Here is a 22,206-nt window from a genome sequence, read left to right on the forward strand (position 1 = left end):
GGCATGGAAGGGAGTGTGAACACGAAGGTGATGAGAACAATATATTCCTGCCTGCTGGCTTCGCTGCTGCTATTTCTATATGCCCAGCCGATCCATGCCTCTGAGCCGATCTGGACGATGGAGCAGGGCCTTACGATCAAAGCCTTGTCCATATCGGAAAACGGCGAGCTGGTGGCGGTCGGTACGCAGAATGCGAGTGCCATTCTTCTTCAGCGTGACGGCACCCAGCGATTCGAATTCATGGCAAACAACGTCGTGACCGGTGTCGCCCTCCTGAATGACGGCCGCATGCTCGTCACTTCCGATGACCGGCATCTTTATATGCTGAGTGCTGACGGCAAGGAGCTGTGGAAGCGGGATTTTAAGAAAATGATCAAGAATCTGTCGGCAACGCCCGACGGCAAGCTGGCTATCGTGACGCTGCATAACGAAAGTTTGGTGCATGTGCTGGACGAACAAGGACAAACGCTGCGTGAAATTCCGATCGGCATCGCGGTGAAGAGCGCCGCGGTATCCCCGAACGGGCAATGGCTGGCAGCCGGAGCCGCTAACCAGTATGCCTATTTGTTCAATCCTGCCGACGAGCTGCAATTCCAGACGCCGCTGGAGGGCGACATTCTTCATGCTTCCGTTGCGGATAACGGAACGATGGTGGTCGGAACGTCCAGCAATAAAGCGGTCTTCTATTCGGCGGAGGGCAGCAGGCTTGGCGAATTGTTGACCAAGGATAAAGTGACCTCCGTTCATGTCACCCATGACGGGGAGTTTATCGGGGTAGCGGATTACTCGGGCAATTATTACGTGGCCAATCAAGACGGCGATTTGTTGTGGAGCACGAAGGAGGCCGGAGCCGGCCAGCAAATCCGGTTCAGCAAAGACGGCACGCGGCTCTTCGCAGGCTCGGATAAAGGAGCCGTCTTCCAATATGAAGTCGGGGCCGTGCTGGAGCAAGGCAAACAGGCGGCGATGGTCAAAACCGTGGTACAGGTAGCGGCCGTGATCGTATTCGTTCTGTTGACGGCCCTGTTATTTTTCTGGTTATGGCGCAAAAAACCTTACATTCTTCACCGGTTGTGGAAGAGCAAACTGGCGTATGCCATGCTGCTCCCCAGCTTTACGCTCCTTATCATATTTCTGTATATCCCGGCGTTCTCCGGCTTGATTCATTCTTTGTACGACTGGAATCCCGGGGCAAGAAGCGAGTTTATCGGGCTGGACAATTTCAGGCGCATGGCGAACGATCCGTACGTCACCAAAGGCGTGGGCAATCTGCTCATCCTCATCGCCACCGGATTGTTCAAGGCGCTCATTCCGCCGCTGATCGTGGCGGAGCTGATCTATCATCTGAGAAGCAAAAGGTCCCAGTATGTATTCCGCACGTTTTTCGTCATTTCCATGGTCATTCCATCCGTTGGCATGCTGCTGGTCTGGCAGGACATGTACGATCCGAACATCGGCCTTGTGAACCAGCTGCTGCGCATGATCGGACTCGGCTCGCTAAGCCATCCTTGGCTGGGTGACCCGAATACGGCGCTGTGGGCCATCATAATGATGGGCTTCCCGTTCGTCGGCATCCTGCAGCTGCTGGTGATGTACTCGGGGCTGATTGCCATTCCGGAAGAAGTGATCGAAGCGGCGAGAATCGACGGCGCCAAACCTTTTCGCATTATCCGGGCGATTCACCTGCCGCTGCTGGCGGGACAATTCAAGCTGCTGATCGTGCTCGCGCTGATCGGCATCATTCAGGACTTCGGCTCCATCCTGATCGTGACCGGCGGGGGGCCTGCCGACTCGACCTATGTGCCGGCGCTGCAGATGTATTTTGCCGCAACGAAATTCAATGACCTGGGCTATGCGTCGGCGCTTGGCGTCAGCATGTTCGCCATCATCATGGTGATTACGGTCATCAATATGAAATTCATCAAAACCAATACGGATTAGGAGGGAAACGGCATGAATGCTAAGGCTAGACTCGTTCATCAGTCGGGGCTTTATGTGCTGCTTATCGTTTTTGTTGCGTTGACCCTCGCCCCTATTGCCTTCACCCTGATTTCTTCCTTCAAAAATAACGCGCAGATTCTCGGAGGCATCTGGACGATGCCGATCCCCGCGCAGACCGCGAATTATGCGGAAGCCTTCGCGGCGATCTGGCGGTATACCTTGAATACGGTGCTGTATGCGGCGGTGGGCGGCACCCTGGTCGTGGCCCTGTCCGCCGTTGCCGGCTATACCTTCGCCAAGAAGGACTTTCTCGGCAAGGAGGTGCTGTTCATGTTGATGCTGGCCATCATGATGATACCAGGCGTCATGACGCTGATCCCTTCCTATGTGCTGTATGCGAATCTGGGGCTGGTGAATACGCCGTGGGTCATCATTATCAGCGCGGCAGCGGGCGGCCAGATTTTCGGCACCTTTCTGTGCAGGAGCTTCATGGCGGGCATTTCCAACGAGCTGTTTGATGCCGCCAAAATCGACGGTGCGGGAGAATTCGTGGTGTTCACAAGAATGGTGCTGCCGCTGTCCGTTCCCGTTCTCATGACCTTGATGATCATGCAGTCCGTCGGGATCTATAACGATTACATCTGGCCGCTTTTGACCATTAAATCGAACAGCATCCAGATGATTGGCGTCGGGCTTACGCAATTCACGAACCAGTTCGGCATCTCCAACATGGGCGTGGAATTCGCGGCGTACATCATTTCGGCGATTCCGCTGGTGCTGCTGTTCAGCTTCGGGATGAAGTATTACATTCAGGGCGTTACGCAAGGAGCTTTAAAAATATAAAACGACGGACCAAATGGAGAGAGATGGATGAATATACACAGACAAGCGGAGAAGATACCCAGCTGGATCTGGCACAGGGAACGTGAGGGCCGGCGGCATGTCGTACTGGAAAAAACCTTTGTCCTGCATGCCGCGGTTGAGCAGCTAGAGATGAGAATCGCCTGTACGGGAGAAGCCGAGATCAGGCTGAACGATGCCGTGATCGGCCATTTTCCGGAGCATGCCAGGCACACGTCCGCATTTTATCCGGTAGAGGGGCTCCCCGGCGGTTTGGAGCCTGGAGCCTATACGCTCCGAATCGAGCTCCGAAATACGGAGCCGATGCCGATGCATCCCATCAATATGCATCTGCATGACCGCTCGGTGGGATGCATCGCCTACTTGAGCGGAAGCGAAGGCTTATGGCTGGCAACGGATGATACCTGGGAGGCCGGGGACGGCCCGGCGGAGGTGGTATGCGTTTGGGGCGAGGAGCCTTTCGGAGACCTGGATCATGCGCCTCCTTGGTTTATTGCCGGAGGATACGGCGATATCGTGGTCGAGCCTGTCCAAGGCATAAGAGTCATGTCCGCAGCCGGAGTGGAAGCGGTCAGCGGCATAGATGGTGTAATTCAGATGAATGGAACGGCCGGGGGGCGAATTGTCCTAGGCGAAGTGGAGTCCCGGAATGAACGGCATATTTTTTATCATCTTCTGAAGCAGGGGGAATGGAAGGAACGCAGGACTCAGCAGAAAGGGCTGGATTTGAGCCGGATGCCGAAGCTGCTGCTGGAATTGCCCCATGAGCTCAATGTGCGGATGAAGGTGACCAACCACGGCGATTCCGAGATCGGTTTGCTGTGGAATGGCGCTGAATCCTTGCAGGAGCTGCGGCATTATGACGGATGCATGACCGAGTGGTTGGCGATTCCGCCGGGGAGCCTGTCGGCAACGAATCCCCAGGGCATGCGGTACGTGCAAATTTACGTAAGCGGGGACGATGGAGGAACATTCCATATCGAGCTCCGATTGGAGGCAGCCGGCGCCGCGCTGAACCAGGCGGGGCAGCTGCAGACGGACAACGACCTTCTGCAGCGCATCTATGAGGTGTCGGTGCATACCAGCCGGGTCTGCCATCAAATCGGATTGTGGGACGGCATCAAGCGGGACCGCCTCAATTGGGCTTACGATATTTACCTGGCCGCCAAAACCGAATACTCGCTCTGGGACGATTATTCGGTATTGAAGCGGTCGCTCCGGGAGCTGGGGCGGACCCCTTACGGCTATTGGATGAACAATCTCCCCTCCTATACGCTGTGGTGGCTCAGCAGCATATGGGATTACTACTTCGAGACGGGAGACCGCGAATTCGTATGGGAAATAAGGGAGGATCTGCAGCGGCATATCGCTTGGGTGAAGGCGAATGCGGATCCGTGCAGCGGGATTTTCATGCCGGATGCCAGTGAAGCACATTCCTTTATCGAATGGTCGCCCATGGGGACGTCTGAATCGTGGGCGTGCCTGAACGCGATTTACGGCATGGCGAAGAGCCAAATGAAGCAGCTGGCGGATTACATGCCGGAGCTCGGGCTCCATTGGGATGAACCGCAAGCGGAGCTTAAGGAAAAGCAGTTCATCGGGCCGTCATACGCGCTGCTCACCTCGGTCATCGGCATTAAGAGCGGGTATGTGGGAGAAGACAGCGCACGCAAATTTCTCCTCGACTATCGGCTGGGGGACCCGCTCACGCCATTGTCCGCTTACTGGCTGGCGGAATGCTATTCGGAGTACGGCATGCACGAACGGGCGTGGGCGGTTATCGCTACGGTCTGGGGAACGATGCTGGATGCAGGAGCAACCACTTTCTGGGAGGGGATCAGGCTGACGCCGAGCAGCGATATTCACCATGCCCTGACCACGTATACCGCGTACGATTCCTATCGGATGAGTTTGTGCCACAGCTGGTCGAGCACGCCGGTGGTCTGGATTGCCAGGTATGTCCTGGGGATACGCGCGCTTGAGCCCGGATATGCCCGCATCGCTTTTGAGCCTCATGCGATCGGAGGGCTCACGGCCGCACGGGGCGTGATTCCAAGTCCCAGGGGCTTGATTAAGGTGGAATGGAAGCTTGAGCATGGCCGCATGATCAAATCAGCTCGCATCGGGGAAGCCGAGCTGGCAGGGAGGGCATGATGAAAGATCACTGGCAAGCGAGCTGGATTTGGGGAGATTTCCCCCCGAATACGGCCAACGTGTATCTGGAAGCGAGAAGGAGCTTTGACTTGCAGGAAGCGCCGATGGCGGGCCGATTGTACGTGTCAGCCAACCAGGAGTACTTGCTCTATGTCAATGGTACCGTGGTCGGGAGGGGCCCTTCACCTGCCGACCAGCAGTGGAAATATTACGACGAGATCGATGTGACCCCGCTGCTTCCGAAAGGTAGGAATGTGCTGGCCATCGTCGCCTACAATTTCGGTTCGACCGATATCGTGACAGGCCAGATGCAAGGGCCGGGGGGATTGATTGCCGAGCTTGAGATCGAGCGCGGGAACGGAGTGTTCTGCGTGGCCGCCACGGATGCGGATTGGAAGGTCCGGCGATCGCCAAGATGGATGGCCCAGGTGTCGCGCCAGCATCAGTGGAACGGATTCCGCGAAGTTTATCTCGCGCAGCAGGAGGACGGATGGGAGGAATCCGCCTACGACGATTCCTCCTGGAGCGGGGCGGTGGTTATCGCCAAAGCAATGGATCCGGATTCGCCATGGCCGCGACTGCTTCCGCGGGAGATTCCTCCGCTGCACAGGGAATGGGTTAGTCCGGCAGCGATCGTGCGGACCGAGGCCAATTTCGGCGTCAGCCTGGGGGAGTCGGGCATGCTGCGGAATCGCTTAGGCAGCACGGAAGCGTTCGGTTCGCCGGAGCGTGCCCCTCGGGGTCATGAAGCGTTTGGCTTGCAAGAGGACTCGGCGGAAACAGAAAGAGATCCAGGTCGGTTAGCGGCAGGTACAACAGGCTGGACGCTTGATGCCAGCATGCCCGGCTCGCTGCCGGGTGTTGTATATGACTTTGCTAGCGAAATCGTGGGGTATCCCGAGCTGGAGCTGGACGCGCCTGCGGGCGGCGTGATCCAACTGTCGTACGGAGAATCGCTGGAGCTGCAATTGTACGATACCTTCATCCTGCGCAAAGGGCGAAATCGGCTGAAGCCCTTTGGCCGCCGGGCTTTCCGTTTCCTTCAGGTTACGGCACAGGCGACGCCGGCCGCGCTGACGATATCGCGCTTCGGCGTCGAATCCGTCCACTATCCGTTTGACGAATCCGGCTTTTTTCGCTGCAGCGATGAGCGCCTGAACCGGATTTGGGAGGTCGGGGCGTATACGACGCTGGTGAACAGCCAGGATCATCTGGAGGATTGCCCGCTGCGCGAGAAGGCGCTCTGGGTAGCCGATGCCGTGGTCATGGGCAAAGTCATCTACCACGCGTTCGGCGATGATCGGCTGCTGCGCAAATGTCTCTTGCAAGGGGCGCGGATTCAGAATGACGACGGCTCCATACCCGGTACCGGCCCGGAACGAAACTCGTTCCTGCTGCCCGATTTCTGCGCGCATTGGTTGTTCGGCGTGCATTCCCACTGGCGGTATACGAAGGACCGCGATTTCCTGGAAGAAATCTGGCCGGCCATTACACGGTTGATGGCGTGGTTCGCGCTGCAGGAGGATCGGGATGGCCTGTTTGCCGGCGCCGACCGGCCTGGCTGGTGGTGCTTTATCGACTGGGCCGATTACATCGACCGGCGCGACCGGGTGACGGCCGTCTCCTGCTTCTATTACAAGGCGCTCGGGTTGGCGGCGGAGCTGGCGCAAGAGACCGGACGCGACGAGCTGGCAGGGCAGTGGAAGGACCAGGCGGTCCAGCTTCGCGCTGCCATAAGGGAGCAGATGCGGCCCCCCGGCGAGATCGTGTTTGCGGATTGCATCGGATCGGACGGATTATCGAAGCAGATCACGGCTCAGACCAACTTTGCGGCGATATGGTCCGGCCTGATGGACCCGGCGGAAGAGGACCGCTTCCTGGACGAATGGTACGACGGCGGAAAGCTGCCGCCGTTAAAAGGCGCTTTTTTCTATCATGTGGTTCTGGAGACGCTGATGAGCAAAGGACGCGTAGACCGCGCTTTGGAGATCATTAGAAGCTATTGGGGCGGCATGCTGGACCGGGGAGCGACCACCTGGTGGGAGACGTATGATCCATCAACGCCGGCCTGTACCGTGCCGAGCGCTTATCAAGGCAATACGCCAACTTATTTAGTTGATCATATTCCCGTGAGCTTTAGTCACGGCTGGGGCGCATCGCCGAGTTATATTTTGACGCAATCCGTGTTGGGCCTTGATTTAAGCAGACTCGGCGAGCAGGAGGTATATCTTGCCCCGCATGCCGGTGATCTCGATTGGGCGGAAGGCGCTGTGCCGACGCGCTTTGGCATGATGGAAGCAAGCTGGAAGAGAGAGAAGGGAGGGAAACTGAAATACGAGCTCACGATTCCGGAGGGAATTACCGTGAAAGCGATCGACGGGACGGAGCTTGTGCTTAGAATCAGAGATTAAGGCGATCGGCTTGGAGACGAGCGAATAGGGGTTTGGAAAGGGGGTGAATGGCGTCGAACTGCGGTAATCGTATCAACAGAATCCATTTTGAGGAGGAACAAGCGTAATGAAGTTGAAGGGGTTTAAAAGGCTGCTGCTGTATTCCGTCCTGCTGGCGCTCACCCTGCAAGCGTATCCCGCCGGGATCGTGTTTGCGGGCACGTATGATCCGGATTTAAAGGCATCTCCCCATGTGCTGAACGTGACGGGTTACACGCCTTCGATTGTCATTGACGATTTTAACGAGCCCGATGCGGTAAACCAGCCAGGTAAATGGACCAGCGGAGCCGGGGCGGAGAAAGTCACCTACGTCGACCGTTATGCCAACGGCCCGAATTCTCCATATGAGGGAAGCCACGTGCTCGAGGTGTGGTCGGATGAAGTCAAAGCCTATGAATGGAGAACGGTATCCAGGGATTTCGATCAGCCGCTCGACTTGTCGGGGGTGAATTATCTTACGTTTGCCGCAAACTGTTACGGATGGCAGACAGAGGACTATCTGATCAAGGTTACCCTGTTCAGCGGCGAAGATTCCTATGAGAGCATTGCCCAAATCAATCCGAACAGCTGGAGCAAAGTAGCGGTGTCCGTCAAGGACTGGACCCAGCGGGACCACGTCACCAAGATCGAATTCGCGTTCATGCTCAACTTCGATCACGGCGGACTGAAGCCGGGCGATCCGGGATACGAATTCTGGGGCGGCAATTACCAGATCGATTATCTCAGCGGATCGAACGCCATCGGCATGGATTTTAACGTGGACGGGGAAACGGAAGGGTTTACCGCCCAAGGTGCCGAGGTAGGCGCAGCCGGCGGTGAGCTCCGATTAGCATTGACAAGTGCCGCTCCCGTATTGCAATCTCCGGTGATCATCCAGGATATCGATCATTACAATACATTAAGCGTCAAATGGAGGAACGAGTCGCCATTCAACAAAGTGAAGGTCGAATGGATCACGGAGGAAAGCCCCGATTGGGATGAAGCGAAATCGGAGGTGTTCGACATCGAAGCGAATAACAGCCAATCCGTTGAACAGGAATTTAATCTGTCGCTGCATTCGGAGTGGAGCGGCAGCCTGAAGCAGTTCCGGTTGACGTTCTTGAGCGACGGAGGGGCAATCACGGGAGAAGTCGGCATCGATCAGATCCGATTCAAACAGCTGGCACCGATCGAGGTTTTCCCCGGGGAGCTTACGAGGCATGAGATCGCGGCTTCCCGGGACCGGATCGTGATCGAGGGCGCATTAAAGCCCGGGGAAGCGGAGCTTTATGAAGGCGGAGAGCTCCAATTGTTTGAGCTGCAGCCCTATGAATCCGAAAGGGATCTGGCGAATCGAGAGCCGATTGCCGAACAGGGGATTCAAGAACAATTTATGTTTGAGCTGGACCTGGCAGGAGAAGAGGGACATACCCGCCTGCAATCCAAATTTGCTGTCGCGGCCATGCTTCCGGACGGATCGCTGGAGCTCGTAGATCGCGCTAAATACGTAAGCAACCCCGAGATTCTTGCGCCGAATACGTATCCGTTCCCAGTGGCGAAGAGCAAGAAGGGGCTGCAGGTGCAGATGGTCGGCGATGCGGAGGACCTCGGCATCAGCCATGCCGCACTGAACGTGGATTACAATAACGCCCTGTACATGAACGGGGCCGTCAATCCGGCCAATACGTTCGAATATTCCTACGAAGGGGAGACCTTCTACTTCAAGAAGGATTGGATCGAGGAGCGGGATAATTCCATCAAGAGTTTGTCCGATAACGGAGTGACGGTATCCCTGATCCTCCTCATGTATAAGGGGGGAATGGACGATACCACGCCTAACCGGTATTTGCTCCATCCGGATGCCACGGAAGGCATCGTCTATGCATTTAACACGACGGATGAGCTAGGGACGAAGTATTATAAAGCCATCACCGCTTTCCTGGCGGAGCGCTACTCGCGCGAGGACGAGAAATACGGCAGAGCCGTCAATTACATCGTTGGCAACGAGGTGGACGCCGGGGAGACCTGGTACAATATGGGCAACGATAAAACGGTCAGGGAATTCGTTCAGGACTATGCCCGGACCGTGAGAATAACGAATACCGTCGTAAAAAGCTTTTACAGCAACGCCAGAGTGTATATTTCGCTGACGCATAACTGGGATCAGCAGCTGCCGTCCACGCAGATCGGCTCGTTCGACGGCCGATCGATCATCGATACGCTTCAGTCGGAGATCGCTGCAGAGGGCGACATTCCGTGGCATATCGCTTATCATCCTTACCCGGAAAACCTGTTCGATCCGAGAGCCTGGGTTGCTCCGCAGTCGCTCGAGCAGTTCGATACGCCGAAAATTACGTTTAAAAACCTGCACGTCCTCGTTGATTACATGAAGCAGCCGAAGTTCATGTACGGCGATGAGGCGCGCCGGATTATCCTGTCGGAGCAGGGCTTCCACAGCGGCGACAATTCGCCTGAAGGCCAGCAGCTGCAGGCGGCAGCCTATGCGTATGCCTATTACATTACGGACTTCCTTGACGGCATCGACTCCTTCATTCTGCACCGGCATGTGGACCATGCCGAAGAGTACGGCTTGAATCTCGGATTGTGGACGCATGATCCGGATACGACGAGGGGTGCCAACATTCCTGCGGAGCACAAGCTGGTGTATGATGTCTTTAAGTATATCGACACGGAACGTTCGCTGGAGGTGACGGAATTCGCGAAGCCGATCATTGGCATCGCCGACTGGCAGGATATCGCGCCAACCTTCGATGCCGGCAAGCTTGCTCGGCGGGAGATACCGGATACGGCGCCAGCGGCCGTACTTCCTCCGGAGCAGCTGGAGGGCGCGGAAATGCTGTTTGATTTTGAGAACGGCGATGAGGGCTGGACCCATGCAGAGTATGTATCCGGCGTCGAAACCGATGCTTCCGTCACCTGGACCGGCAGTCAAACGCTCAAGGCTACGGTGATGACCAGAGATCAGCTGGGCGACAGCAAAGGCATCGCCAAGCTGTTCGACGAGCCGCTGAATGCCGAGGGCAAACCCTACCTGTTCTTTGGCATCAATCCTTCGAACGGACCTGCGGCCGAATCCTATACCGTTCGGGTAAAGGTGTACAGCGATCAGCATGTGCTGGAAGCAGAGGGGAATGTTCCGCCGAAGCAGTGGAGTAACCTGGCGGTTGACTTAGGGGATTGGGCCTATAAGGACCGGATCACCAAAATTAAAATCGGGCTTGTGCCGGCAAGCCGGGTGCATTGGCAAGGAGGATATTTCCATGTGGACGGCATCGGTTTGGCCGACGGCATGGAGGCGGCAGAGCTTACCGCCGTTTTGACGCCGGAGCAGCCGGATGGCAACGACGGCTGGTACCGAAGCCCGGTAACTGTGAAGCTTGGCGCAGCGAATGGCTTGCCGGACGGCTACGACATTCAGTTTCGCGTGAATGACGGAGAATGGCAGACATACGGTTCCGAAATGATCATGGATACGGACGGGATTCATGAGCTGGACTATCGGACGATGAGTCCAGCCGGGGAACCGGGTTCCATCAAGTCGTTGACCTTGAAGATCGATCAGACCGCGCCCGTGGCGAACGTAACGGCGGACCCGGTCAAGTTGTGGCCGCCTAACCAGAGGCTGGTCCAGGTCACGGCTTCCGTCGACGCCAGCGATTCGGTCTCGGATATCGGTTCCGTCGTGCTGTCCTCCATTACAAGTAATGAGGAGCTGCAAGCGGAGGATATTCAGGGTGCGGAGCTGGGCACGATGGATACCTCGTTCAGCTTGCGCGCGGCAAGATCGGGTGCAGGCTCCGGCAGGATCTACACGATCACTTATACGGTCACGGATCAAGCCGGCAATGAAACCGCGGCCGTGACCCAGGTGAACGTGCCGCATGATCAATCGAATCCATGATGGATGGATTCTAACGCCCGATAGACAGTCTGGAAGGGGAGAAGCAGCGTGCTTACGATACTAAAACCGCTTGTGCATGGTCTGGAGAATCCATTGGGGCTGGATGTGTCTTCTCCCCGTTTTTCCTGGCTGTTGGAGAGCGATCGGCGCGGAGAGGCGTTCGCGGCTTACAGGGTGATGGTGTGGGTGTCCCTTTCCGCGGAGGGTCTCTCTAACAGGGACGACGAAGATTTGGTGTGGGACAGCGGCAGGCGGAGTGGCCAAAGCCTAAGCCTTCTGTATGATGGTCCGCCGCTGCAGAGCAATACGCGTTACTGGTGGCGGGTTACGGTCTGGGACCATCAGGGTAAGGAAAGCGAAAGCGTACCGGCATATTGGGATACGGGCTTGTTTCCCGGCGATTGGAGTGCCGAATGGATATGGCGGTCCGAGGAGATGAAGCTTAATGATTTTGCCTATTTCCGCAAATCCTTTGATCTCCGGGGAGCCGTTGCGCGGGCCAAAATATTCGTATCCGCCCACCATGTATTCCAATTGTTCGTTAACGGACAACGGGTTGGAGGCTATGGTTCACCCGCACCGACGGGTGTGCCTCACCGCAAATATTATTTGGCTTATGATGTGGCCTCCCTCTTGTCGACCGGTGCCAACTGCATCGGCGTTGCCGCTCATTATTTGGGCGGAAGCGGCCAGAACTACGTGAACGGCGTCCCGGGAATGCTGCTCCAGCTGCACGTGGAGCATGAGGACGGGACGGAGCAAATGGTTGTATCGGATCTGACATGGCAGGCCTTAAGGCAGATTCCGCATCGCATCGGGTCTCCTTATCAGCAGAATCGCCGCTTATCGTCCATAGAGGACTATGATGCGGCTCTTCTGGAACTGAACTGGCTGCAGTCCGATGTTGGAGAGGAACGCTGCAGTTCGGTTGTTCTTGCTCATCCATCCGCACAGCCATGGTCACTCCATTGGCAGCAGCTCCCCGAGGCGGAAGAACTGGAGTCCATCATTCCATCCGTGGCAGCTGCGCCGTCATTCGTAAACGGGGAAGAGGGGCTCATTCAGGTATTCGACGCTGGCAAAATCATATCGGGCTGGCCGCAATTGGCCTTGCCCGGTATGGCAGGCGTCACGGTACGGCTGCGGTATGCCGAAACGCTCGATGGCAGCGGGCGGGTCGTTCATCAAGTGTGCAACGAGACTTCGCATCATTATTACGACCTGTATACGATGCATGGACGCGGGGGGATCGAATATTGGCAGCCGGATTTCAGCTTTAAAGCCTTTCGTTATGTGGAGATTACCGGCTATCCGCAACCGATTGAGGAAGGCCAGCTGCGAATTTGCTCAGCAGGTACGGCCATGGCACGTACGGGGCATTTTCGGTGTTCGTCTGACTTCTTAAACAAGCTGTACGACGTTTGCCTGCAGACGCAGCGCAATAATGTGCTGGGCCAAGTGGTCGATTGCCCGCATCGGGAACAGGCGCAGTATCTCGCGGATACCGATCTCCAAGCCGAGACGCTGCTCTATAACTTCGATGCCTATCCGGTGCTGGATAAGACGCTGCAGGACTTTGCGGACGGCCAATTGGAAGACGGCTCCTTCCCTTTTGTGTTCCCATCGAACTACGAGCATCCAGACTTTTTCATTCAAATCCCGGAATGGGACCTGCATTATGCGACCTTGCTATGGAAGCTTTACCAGTTTAGCGGAGATACGGAGCTGCTCTCGCGATATTATGAACCGCTCCGGGCAATGATTGATGGCTATCTGTCGTTAATATCGCTGGCAACAGGCCTGATTCCGGTCGGCCGCGGATGGCATATTAGCGATTGGCCCTACCCGACGGTTGAGCATGAAGGCGAACATCTGACCGTGCAGCAGATCAAGGCATGGCAGGCGTTGCGCATTCTGTCCGAAGCCGCTGCCTTGCTGAACCGGGCAGATGACAGTGCAGCGTATGCTGCCCATGCCCAGAAGCTGCAAGTCAGCGTCCTGAATGGGCTGTACGATGGCTCCGGCAAGCTGCTGCATGACAGCTCGGGATCGACTGCCACCCATCAAGGCGTTAATGCTTTGGCATTATATGCGGGGCTCCTGCCGCAAAAAGACCGGGAGGCTGCACTGAAGGCCGTGGCAGGCAAACCGTGGGAGAGCAAGACGGTATTGTCGCTCCCGCTGCTCCGTCTTTTGTTCGAGGAGGGATTGCAGGATCAGGCCTACCATTTGCTGAGTAAACCGGATTATCCGGGGTGGGGCTACATGATTGCACAAGGAGCCGAGACCATGTGGGAAGGCTGGGATGATATCGAATCCCATTGCCATGCATGGAACGGTTATCCCGCCCGCTTGCTGCAGGAGTATGTCTGCGGGATTCAGAGCGGAGCTCCCGGATTCGCGACGGCACGAATTCGCCCCTTTTTCGCGCCGGATCTGGACTTTGCCGAGGCTTCCGTTTCCACCGTAAGAGGCAAGATCGCCGTACGCTGGGAGCGGGTCAGCGAAGCCGGCATACGGATGCGGCTTGAGCTGCCCTGCACGATGAGCGCTACCGCTGCATTGGCTTCACCGAGCTCCCGCCCCATTACCGGTCTCTCGATCGATGGTGTTGAGATATGGGGAGGAGCAGCTTCAAGCTGCATGCCGGACGGCATCGTTCGCTGCGGCCTGGATGATAGCATGCTTGAACTTGAGCTGCTGTCGGGACGTTATGAGTTAACGGTTCGCTATTAGGCAGCGTTGTGCTTGCGGCCGACCAACTTTAGCAATTCCATTAGCCCTATTTACAGGCAACGGCCATACCATACATGTAAACCTTAGTAGGGGAATCGGTCATCTGGATGACTGATTCCCTTTATTTGTTAGAGCTAGATGCTGCTGGAGAAAACCCGCTTGAGCCGCAAAATTCATGATGAAAACAGGTCAAAATATGGTTGACGAGAAGGAGCCTCGATACTACAATAAATGATGCAAACGTTTTCATTGTAATCGCTTTCATCTATTTATGTTTCATTCTATATTTCGAACTTATTCTCTAACTCTTGTCAGTAATTGTCGTACTTTATTTGATGGAAGCTCAAACCTGTTTATGCAAGCGTTTGCGCAATGATTGGCATCAGCATCGTACCAGCTGTACCTAATCCAAGAACAGAAGGAGGTTATTTGTTTCATGAGAATGACGGTTTCAAGCAAACGAACGTGGTCCATCATCATGATTGTTTCGCTGATTTTCTCCATGCTCGGCATTCCGCCATCAACGGCCGATGCCAATAGCGCGCCAAGCCGGGTTACGCTGGTGGGGACTCTGCAATCCGAATTAGGCCATAGCGGGGATTGGGATCCGGCTGCCGCCGCGACAACCATGAACGATATGGGGAACGGAGAATACAGGTTCACCGGCAGCTTGCCCGCGGGATCGTACGAATACAAGATCGCGATCGACGGCAAGTGGGACGAGAATTACGGCTTCGCCCATTATTCCAATCCGAGCGGAGCAAACAAGGATGGCAACATCCTCATAGAGCTCGCCCAAGATTCCCAGGTTACCTTTTATTACAACCATGGGACCCACCGGATCGCGGATTCTACATACTATGCTCCGATCGAGGCGGATAAGCTTCCCCGAGTGATCGGCAGCTTCCAATCGGGCATCGGCGAAGCGGCCGACTGGTCGCCTGCGGATGCGAGATTAATCATGCAGGATCCCGATTATGACCATGTATACACGGTGACGGCCGACGTGTACGAAGGGGATCATGAGTACCAAATCGCTTTGGGCAGCGATGCGGCAAGTCCGGTTCATCCCGCTAATCGGGAGGCGCTTCAGCTGCCGCAGGACGTTAAGGTTACGTTCAGCTACGATGCGGCCAATCACGGCGTTGCCGCTCATTTCACGGTACCCGCCGATCCGGGAACGCCGGTGCCGGCTAACCACCTGCGCGTCCATTACAACCGGGCTGACGCGAATTACGGCAGCGTCGGACTGTGGATATTCGATGACGTCGCATCCCCGTCCGCCAATTGGCCGGCAGGCGCAACGCCATTCCCTGGCGGGCAGCAGGACGGCTACGGGGCTTTCGTCGACATTCCGCTCAAGGACGGCGCCCAAAAGGTCGGCATCGTCGTGGTCGATCGCATCAGCGGCAATAAAGACGGCGGCGACAAGAAATTCACCCTAGCCTCGCCGGACATGAACGAAGTATGGCTCAAGGAAGGCTCCGATACGGTATACAGCTTTGAGCCTGTTGACCTGCCGGCGGATACCGTGCGCATCCACTATCAACGGCAGGATCAAAACTATGATCCGTACGGTTTGTGGATATGGGGCGACGATGTCGCTGCGCCTTCGAAAGACTGGCCGACGGGGGCTACCATGTTCCCTTCAGGCCAAACCGACCGATATGGCGCTTATGTGGACATTCCAATGAAGCCGGGGGCCCAGAAGATTAACTTCCTCGTGCTGGATCCGGCCAAAGGAGACGCCGGCAAAGACGGAGGCGACAAAGGCTTCACCCTGGTAGACCGATACCAGCATCTATTCATTCAAGAAGGCGACAACACCGTCTACACATCCCCGTATGGGGAAGTGCCTACCGGGTTGGTCTCGGCTGAAGTATTGGCTCCAGGAAAGCTCCAGCTCGGATTTACCATGACCGATGGTTTGGAAGCGGATACGCTGAAGAATGAGCTGCAGATTAAGAATAAGGACGGCCATCCTGTTGCCATTCAAAACGTGAAGATTACCGGAAACACGTCCATCGAAGTATCGGCATCATTTCAGCTGGATCAGATACCGCTAAGCGTAACTTACGCCGGAAAAACCGTATCCGCCTCCACCGGCTGGAGAATGCTGGATGAGATGTACGCTTACGACGGCGATGACCTCGGAGCGACTTATCAGGCTGGAGGAGCCGAGCTTAAGTTGTGGGCACCGACGGCGACCGAAGTCACCGCAAAGGTGTACAGCAAGGATGATGCCACGCAGTTTATCGGCAATGCCGCTCTCCAAAAGGGTGATAAAGGGGTATGGTCGGTTCGGTTGAAGCCAGGAGACCTCGGCATCCAAGATTTTAGAGGATATTTTTATCAATATGAAGTGACCAACAACGGCGTGACGAAAACCGTGCTGGATCCATATGCCAAATCCATGGCGCAATTCAGAGTGAACACCAAGGGCGAAGTTGGACCGGACGGCGATACCGTCGGCAAAGCCGCGATCGTCGATTTGAGTCAAACGGATCCCGCCGGCTTGGATTTTGCGGACATTCCGGGCTATGAGCAGCGGGAAGACGCCATCATCTGGGAGATTCACGTCCGGGATTTCACGTCGGATCCGACGATTGAGAATGACCTGCATAACGCGACTTGGGGATCCTACGACGCGTTCAAAGAAAAGCTCGAATACATCAAGTCCCTGGGCGTCACCCATGTTCAGCTGCTGCCCGTGATGGCTTGGTATTACGGTGACGAAGCGGCCATGAAGAACAGGGAGCTGGATTATTCGGCCAAAGACAATGAGTACAACTGGGGGTATGACCCGCACAGCTATTTCTCCCCTGACGGTGCTTACTCCGAGGATCCTACGGATCCCGAGCTTCGCATCAAAGAATTGAAGGCGATGATCAACGCCATTCACGAGGCGGATATGGGCGTTGTATTGGACGTGGTTTACACCCATATGGCCAAGGCAGATTTCTTGAATGATATCGTGCCGAACTATTATGCATTCCAGGATGCCAACGGCAATTTCATCGGCGGCTTCGGCAACAATCTGGCGACCAACCGCAAGATGGCCGAGAAGCTGATGGTGGACTCCGTGAAATACTGGTTCGACGAATACAAAATCGACGGCATGCGCTGGGACATGATGGGCGACGCCACCTATGAAGCCGTGCAGAACGCCTATGATGCCGCTGCAGCCATCAACCCGAAGGCGCTGTTTATCGGCGAGGGCTGGGTCACGTTCGGCGGTCATCTGTCGGATCCCTCCCTGGCAGGCAAGGGCGCGGACCAGAATTGGATGGATAAAACGGACGACGTCGGCGTTTTCTCCGATGAGTTCCGCAACGAGCTGAAATCCGGTTTCGGCAATGAAGGCGAGCCACGATTCATTACGGGCGGCGCGCGCGACATCCAAACCATTTTCAACAATATTAAGGCGCAGCCGAGCAACACGAAGGAAGACGATCCGGGTGACATGGTTCAATACATCGAAGCCCATGACAATCTGCCGCTGTACGACATTATAGCGCAGTCCATCAAAAAGGACCCGTCGGTTGCGGCGAATGATCTGGAGATCCATAAGCGCATTCGCCTGGGCAACCTGCTCACCTTGACCTCGCAAGGAACGGCTTTCCTCCATGCAGGACAGGAGTACGGGCGGACCAAGCAATGGCTGGGCCCAGGGGTTCCCGAGCAGAAATACCATGAATTAGAGGACGAGGCAGGAAACCGCTTCGGTTATTTCATCCATGATTCCTACGACTCCTCCGATGCCATCAACATGTTCGATTGGGAGAAAGCGACGGATGAAGCCAAATATCCGGAGAATAACAAGACGCGTGAATATACGACCGGACTGATCGAGTTAAGAAAATCGTCCGACGCTTTCCGTCTCGGCGATCAGTCGATGGTGAATTCGAACGTAACGCTGCTGCAGATTCCCGAAGTAAAGGCGCAGGATCTGGTCATTGCTTATAAGAATAAAGCGACGGACGGAACCGGCCATTATTATGTGTTCGTTAATGCGGATAACGTGTCGAGAACGTTGACGCTTAACGAGGATCTGAGCTCCGGCACGGTGGTGGTCGATAACGATGAAGCCGGCACGACCAGCGTCAAAGCGAAGTCCGGCTTCACGTTAACCTCCGGCTCGATCACGCTTGAGCCTCTGACGGCCGTTGTGATCAAGACGGACGCCGCGGCGGCCGTACTCCGCGCGATATCGGTAGATCAAGAAAGTTACTCTTTGCAGACCGGTAAGACGCATCAAACCGCGGTATACGCTGAATACGAGGACGGCAGCAAACGAGCCGTAACGAAACAAGCGGCTTATGCATCCAGCAACCCGCAGGTGGCATCGGTAACGGCCGCAGGCGTGGTGAAGGGAGTCTCGGAAGGAACGGCGGTCATAACCGTTTCCTATCGGGGGTTCCAGAAAGAGATTACCGTAACCGTTACAGCCGATGAAGTGGACAATAAACGGTATGTGCAGCTTAACTACATTCGGCCGGATCAGGATTATGCGGATTGGAATTTGTGGGTTTGGAATACGGGGGTAAAGAACGATCAGATCGACTTTGAAAAGATAGAGAATGGCGTGGCTACCGTACAGATTGAGGTGGCACCCGAAACAACAGGCGTTGGTTTCGTTCTGCGCAAAGGAACGAATTGGGATACGGCCAAGCAGGATATCCCGGATGACCGGATCATTCCGCTTCAGCCAGGCGAGGCCTTCACGAAAGTGAATGTGACCAGCATGGTGCATGAGCTGGAGATTTTGCCGAGCATTACGGGGCCGACGCTTGAAGGCGGTAACATTACGTTCCATTATCGGGACGATCAATTGTTCAGGGACGGCCGGATGGATAGCATCTCTGACGTGAAAGTGAAGATTAACGGGAAGCTGGAAACGATGGTCTACGTTCCTGACAAGGAATGGTTCAGTTATACGCTTAAGGGCGTTGCTCCCGGAACGTACGAATACACGTTCATCGTCAATCATAACGGAACCACGAAGGAGGTCACCGATCCGAAAAACACGGTGAACGGAAAGTCGCAGGTGGTTTACCGCGATCCGACCGTGACCATCGGGGCGAAGGTAACCCCTGGTTCCATCTCTTATGATGAAAATGCGGTGCTAAAATTGAATGTAACCTCTTCGGAGCCCGTTGCTTACAAGGAGGCGTTCGTCGACCTGACGGAACTGGGAGGACCGGCCCGAGCGAAGGTTGATACCGAGCTGCTGGAGCACAGTATTGCCGTAAAGGATACGGTCACGGCCGGCAGCAAGAAAATTGGAATCACGCTAGTCGACCAATACGGCAATAGGCATACCGGAGAAGCCGCGGTAACGGTGAAGCCAAGAATCGCAGGCGGCAAACTCGATTTCGATTGGGACGAGGCGCGCATTTATTTTGTGCTGACCGACCGTTTCATGGATGGGGATGCTTCCAACAATGCAAATGTTGACAAGGATCACCCCGAAGCCTATCATGGCGGGGATTTCAGAGGACTGATCGATAAACTCGATTACATCGAGGATCTGGGCGTGAACACGCTGTGGATCACGCCGATTGTGGATAACATCGATTTTAATCAGGGTGCAGGCTTCGGCGGCAAGCAATATGCGTATCATGGCTATTGGGCCAAAGATTTTACGAAGATCGATGAACATTTGGGTGATCTGGATACTTTTAAGGAGCTTATCGATAAGGCGCATGACCGGGGCATCAAAATTATGGTGGACGTCGTGGTCAACCATACGGGATATGGCCTGAAGCCGGGAGACAGTGCGCCCGGTATCACGCAGGAAGATAAGGACCGGTTCAAAGATATGCTCCGTACAGACGGTCTGTCGGCCGATACGGACCCGATCAAAGGCGAATTAGCGGGGCTTCCTGATTTCATAACGGAGAATCCGGCTGTTCGCCAGCAGATCATCGATTGGCAGGCAGGCTGGCTGGAGCGTGCCAAAACCGACCGCGGGGACACGATCGACTACTTCCGCGTGGATACGGTGAAGCACGTGGATGAAACGACATGGAAGGCGTTCAAAAATGCGCTGACCCACCTCGATCCGAGCTTCAAAATGATTGGCGAATATTTCGGAGCCACGGTTGACAGCGATGGCGGAACGCTTCAGAGCGGCCAGATGGACAGCTTGCTGGACTTCGGTTTCAAAGGAAAGGCCAAGGAATTCGTGAACGGCAGCGTGGAATCGGTTGAGGCCTACCTGGCTGACCGCGAATCGAAGCTGGATAACACCCGAATGATGGGGCAATTCCTGAGCAGTCATGACGAGGATGGCTTCCTGTCCCACTACGTGGATGGCGACAAGGCAAAGCTGATGGCGGCCGCAGCGCTGCAAATTACATCCAAAGGCCAGCCGGTCATCTATTATGGCGAAGAGCTTGGGCGCTCCGGTAAGAATGCCGGTAAAATGGAAAACGGCGAATTTTCCGAGAACCGCGGCGATATGCCATGGGACCAACTGGAGACCGAGAAGAAGCTGCTCACGCATTACCAGAAGCTCTTGAACATTCGAGCGGCAAACTCGAAAGTATTTTCAAAAGGAACGCGCACATCCATTGCGGCTTCGAATGCCGATGGTTATATCGCATTCGACAAGCAGTATAACGGAGAGCATATCGTTACCGCGATTCATGTGAAGAACGAACCGAAAGAAGTCGTCCTGTCTGTGCCGTTTAAGGCAGGCAGCAAGGCGAAGGACTTGTACGGCGGCAGCGTGTATAACGTAACGGCCGATCAGAAAGTGACGCTGACGCTCCCTGCCATGTCGGATGGCGGTACCGTCATTCTGGCTGCAGTGCCAACTGAAGGCGGCGGCAACGGCAGCAACCCCGGCAGTGGAAACGGAAGCGGAGGAGCAGGCGGCAATCCGCCTACCGATCCGGGAACGAAGCCAAATCAGGGTCAGCGGATCGTTAACGAAGAATCGCTGCGCGGCGGGCAAGAGAAAGTGACGATTCAGCTCGGTGCCGAGGATATCGAAGTTCTCCTGCCGCTGACGGCAGGGGATATTCTGGGGGCGAAGCCGCTGGAGCTGAAGCAGGACGGCGTGACGGTACAGCTTCCGTCGGCGCTGCTCAAAGCGCTGCGCCAGCTCGTATCGGCCGAGCAGGCTAAGGATGCGGTCATCTCGTTTAAGCTGAAGGAGGTTGGGTCGCAGACAGCCGCCTCTCTCGTAGCCAAAGCAGCTGCTGCCGGGAAGGCTAAACTGAAGCAGGGCAGCAAGATGTACGAATTAGATCTTAACGTCCGTACGAAAGACGGCAAGGCATATAAGCTGGAGCATTTCATAGCACCTGTAACGATTGCCTTTCCCGTCGACAGCGCCATTCACGGCGAGCTGGCCGGCATCTACGGCATTTCGGAATGGGGACCATTGAAATATGCCGGCGGCAAGCCGGTAAACGGGCAGCTGACGGCTGAAGTCAGTCAATTGAGCTACTATGCCGTGCTGGAATACGACAAATCGTTTGCCGACCTTGCCGGCCATTGGGCGGAGCAAGCGGTAAAAGAGTTGACAGCCAAGCATATTGTGAATGGGACCAGCGATACGAAATTCAGTCCGCATCAGCCGCTGACGCGCGCGCAGTTCGCCGCGATGCTCGTTCGTGCCCTGGGCCTTGAAAGCACCCAAGACACGACCTTCACGGATGTGGACGGCGATGCATGGTATGCTTCCGCGGTTGCGGCGGCTTCCCAGCACGGGCTGGTGAACGGCAGAGGCAAGGAGACGTTCGCGCCGAACGCGGCCATCACCCGCGAGGAGCTGGCCGTGATGCTTTATCGTGCTTACCAGACCAAGGGGGACGCTTCCTCTTTAGAGGAAGCACCGGACCTGAAAGATAAGCAGCAAATTTCTTCATGGGCACACCAAGAGGTGAATGAAGCCTTGGCCCTTGGCTTGATGAAGGGGCATGCCAATGGCATGTTTACGCCTCAAGCCAAGACCACCCGTGCGGAAAGCGCGCAAGCCATGCTGAATCTGTTGGATCGACTGCAGTAATTCCGCCCATCCCGCCGATTCGTGCAACGCTGGAATGGGGTTAGAGAGCCGGTTCGGACGGGAATGACATGGGATCGAGTCGCAATGAAACAATCTTTCGGAAACGCAAGGAGCCTGGACATGGATACATGACCAGGCTTCTT

The 22,206-nt window shown here is 55.7% G+C and carries 7 protein-coding genes; all 7 read left to right on the plus strand.

The window, feature by feature from the left end:
* Nucleotides 1-30: 30 nt before the first annotated feature.
* Nucleotides 31-1,941, plus strand: coding sequence for an ABC transporter permease subunit (locus AC3RCL_RS01730; protein ID WP_261979731.1), 1,911 nt, complete (start codon nucleotides 31-33; stop codon nucleotides 1,939-1,941).
* 12 nt (nucleotides 1,942-1,953) lie between these two features.
* The gene (locus AC3RCL_RS01735; RefSeq protein ID WP_012818570.1) at nucleotides 1,954-2,784 is read left to right on the plus strand and encodes a carbohydrate ABC transporter permease; all 831 of its coding nucleotides are present in this window, start codon (nucleotides 1,954-1,956) and stop codon (nucleotides 2,782-2,784) included.
* A gap of 27 nt (nucleotides 2,785-2,811) precedes the next feature.
* Complete coding sequence (locus AC3RCL_RS01740; protein WP_012818571.1) at nucleotides 2,812-4,956, plus strand: alpha-L-rhamnosidase C-terminal domain-containing protein; 2,145 nt, start codon at nucleotides 2,812-2,814, stop codon at nucleotides 4,954-4,956.
* Nucleotides 4,953-7,367: a glycoside hydrolase family 78 protein gene (locus tag AC3RCL_RS01745; RefSeq protein WP_261979533.1), complete on the plus strand. Its 2,415-nt coding sequence runs from the start codon at nucleotides 4,953-4,955 to the stop codon at nucleotides 7,365-7,367. Before AC3RCL_RS01740 ends, AC3RCL_RS01745 begins: the two co-directional genes overlap by 4 nt.
* A 106-nt stretch (nucleotides 7,368-7,473) precedes the next feature.
* Nucleotides 7,474-11,307, plus strand: coding sequence for a DUF5722 domain-containing protein (locus AC3RCL_RS01750; protein ID WP_492534345.1), 3,834 nt, complete (start codon nucleotides 7,474-7,476; stop codon nucleotides 11,305-11,307).
* Between the two features lie 48 nt (nucleotides 11,308-11,355).
* Nucleotides 11,356-14,043 (plus strand): family 78 glycoside hydrolase catalytic domain, encoded by a 2,688-nt coding sequence (locus tag AC3RCL_RS01755; protein WP_492534347.1) that lies wholly within the window; start codon nucleotides 11,356-11,358, stop codon nucleotides 14,041-14,043.
* 436 nt (nucleotides 14,044-14,479) lie between these two features.
* The gene (locus tag AC3RCL_RS01760; RefSeq protein ID WP_492534349.1) at nucleotides 14,480-22,063 is read left to right on the plus strand and encodes a pullulanase; all 7,584 of its coding nucleotides are present in this window, start codon (nucleotides 14,480-14,482) and stop codon (nucleotides 22,061-22,063) included.
* The last annotated feature ends 143 nt before the right edge of the window (nucleotides 22,064-22,206 follow it).

This window comes from Paenibacillus sp. MT86 (assembly GCF_058792535.1).

Bases quoted from the DNA above. Each gene is read 5' to 3' on its own strand.
- AC3RCL_RS01730 (WP_261979731.1), top strand. From the start codon at position 31: ATGAGAACAATATATTCCTGCCTGCTGGCTTCGCTGCTGCTATTTCTA.
- AC3RCL_RS01735 (WP_012818570.1), top strand. From the start codon at position 1,954: ATGAATGCTAAGGCTAGACTCGTTCATCAGTCGGGGCTTTATGTGCTG.
- AC3RCL_RS01740 (WP_012818571.1), top strand. From the start codon at position 2,812: ATGAATATACACAGACAAGCGGAGAAGATACCCAGCTGGATCTGGCAC.
- AC3RCL_RS01745 (WP_261979533.1), top strand. From the start codon at position 4,953: ATGATGAAAGATCACTGGCAAGCGAGCTGGATTTGGGGAGATTTCCCC.
- AC3RCL_RS01750 (WP_492534345.1), top strand. From the start codon at position 7,474: ATGAAGTTGAAGGGGTTTAAAAGGCTGCTGCTGTATTCCGTCCTGCTG.
- AC3RCL_RS01760 (WP_492534349.1), top strand. From the start codon at position 14,480: ATGAGAATGACGGTTTCAAGCAAACGAACGTGGTCCATCATCATGATT.